Origin of the sequence: Roseovarius dicentrarchi (assembly GCF_003316635.1) — a bacterium.
Taxonomy (GTDB): Bacteria; Pseudomonadota; Alphaproteobacteria; order Rhodobacterales; family Rhodobacteraceae; genus Roseovarius; species Roseovarius dicentrarchi.
Genome location: NZ_QNQP01000061.1, coordinates 1 through 1,936 on the forward strand (window position 1 = coordinate 1; position 1,936 = coordinate 1,936).

At 62.9% G+C, this 1,936-nt stretch carries 2 protein-coding genes and 2 pseudogenes; all 4 read right to left on the minus strand.

Features of this window, described 5'->3' with window-relative positions:
* Positions 1-100: 100 nt before the first annotated feature.
* Positions 101-775 (minus strand): annotated as a pseudogene (locus DQ230_RS16750) (transposase domain-containing protein); the annotation flags it as partial.
* Between the two features lie 63 nt (positions 776-838).
* Positions 839-1,192 (minus strand): IS66 family insertion sequence element accessory protein TnpB, encoded by a 354-nt coding sequence (gene tnpB / locus DQ230_RS16755; protein ID WP_113913694.1) that lies wholly within the window; start codon positions 1,190-1,192, stop codon positions 839-841.
* Entirely contained in the window at positions 1,189-1,617 is a 429-nt protein-coding gene (gene tnpA / locus DQ230_RS16760) for an IS66-like element accessory protein TnpA (RefSeq protein WP_113913695.1), read from the minus strand. The genes tnpB and tnpA overlap by 4 nt, the downstream gene beginning before the upstream one ends.
* A gap of 20 nt (positions 1,618-1,637) precedes the next feature.
* A pseudogene (locus DQ230_RS16765) lies at positions 1,638-1,936 on the minus strand (hypothetical protein); the annotation flags it as partial.

The window sequence follows — 1,936 nt, forward strand, 5'->3', positions numbered from 1 at the left end:
GAAAGGAGGCAACAGCATTGACGCCATCATAATCAGCAGATCATAACGACTGGGTGGGTCAGATCTCGATGAAAATGCCGGGTCAGTTCTCAATGACAATCAACAGCAGGTGCTCGGAATGCTTGGAGACGGCGATTTGCGCCAGCAGCGCCTCGGTGGGCCAGCTGCCCTCCAGAAGATGCGCCGGGGCTTTGGCCTGCACCACACCCGCCCGCCCCTTGGGGCAGGCGTATTTCGGGCGGATCGTGACGATCACCTGATAGCGCGCCGGGATGTAATCCAGCCGATCGACCCGATCCTCGCCGATCTTGACCATATCGCCACAGCCGCAAGGGCAAGCAATGCTGTCTGGCTCGATGACACGCTCGACGCGCGGCAGGTGTTCCGGCAAGGCGCGCGCCTTGCGCTTCTTGCGCGGCGCCTTCTTCTCGGGATCGGTCTCGCTGGCCGCGATCTTCTCCTCGACCGCGGCAATCTGTTCCTGGGTCTCGGCGATGGCGGCTTCCAGATCCTCCAGCGCCAGTTCGAGCTGCGCGGGGTCCAGCTTTTCCGATTTCGGCCCGAACTTCGCATGTCGGTATTGTCCGACCTGGCCTTCCAGCTTCTCGATCAGGGCCTTCAACTCGGTGATGAAGGCGTCCTTCTCGGCCACCACCGCCTGCTCATGCTGGCGGGCCGCACGCTCGACCGCCAGCTCGAATTGCGCGGCCTCGAACGCCTTCACAACCTCGGGCGGGAGGTCCGGAAACAGGCTGAGATCGAAGGGCTGCGACATGCGGATTCATAGCCGTTCCGGGCAGGAAAGGCCAATAAAACAACATCAAAACAGGTAAGTAAATCATCCCGCTGCAATGGGTGGGGCGACCCGTTGCGCAACAATCCGGCGCCAGTCCAGACCTTCGAACAAAGCTTCATGCTGGGCTCGCGACAGCCGCATTGTCCCGTCCTGAACCTTCGGCCAGGCAAAGCTGCCCTGTTCCAGGACTTTGTAGACCATCACGAGACCCGTTCCGTCCCAGACCAGAATCTTCAACCTGTCGCCGCGTTTCGAACGGAATATGATCGTCACCCCGGAATGCGGATCCAGCTTCAGCTCGGTCTGCACGATCAGCGCCAGGGCGCGATGGCCGCAGCGGAAGTCCACCGGCCGCGTCGCGATCAGGATCGGCTGGCGCTGCCCCGCGACGATCACGGCGCACCCCGCAGCGCCTGCACCAGCGCTGCTGCCCGCTCTGGCGGAACATCGCCCGGCACCCGAAGCACCAGATCGTTGCCGATCTCGATCGTGATGATGCCGGCGGTCCGTCCGGCATCCGCTGACGGACCGACGTCCTCAGGCTCCACCGAAACCGGCACAAAGGCCGGCAAAGCGTCAGACGCCACACCGGCCATGGCGTCAGCGGGCAGGACAAGACGTCCCTCCCGGGCCTGACGCCGCCAATCTGAAAGCTGATGCGCCGCCAGATCATGCCTACGCGCCACATCCGCCACCCGCGCGCCCGGCTGAAAGCTCTCGGCCACAATCCGGGCCTTCACCTCTTCCGGCCACCGCCGGTAGCCACGTGTTCGCTGCACAACCTCGATGCAACCGTCAAACCCGTCCCCACCATCCGCCATCATCATCTCCTTCTGAATGCTCAGAACGAGACTCGCCGCTCGGCCAGCGTCGGGAAACCGCAGAAATCAATGGGGCGGGAACGGCGCATACCTTTCTGCTCGACACCACCCAGGACAATGCGTTCTTCGCTCCAGTCAAACTGGAGGGCATCACCGGCAGCGAAATGCAGGGGAATGAACGCATCTCCCGACCCGGCGTCGGCGCGCTTGAGGTTTCGGACAAAACGCTGAACCGGCGAATAGGACCCGGTATACCCTTCCGACACAAGCTGCTCATAAAGCCTCGTGGCCGTCCGCCGCTCCCGAGGTGGGCGTTTTT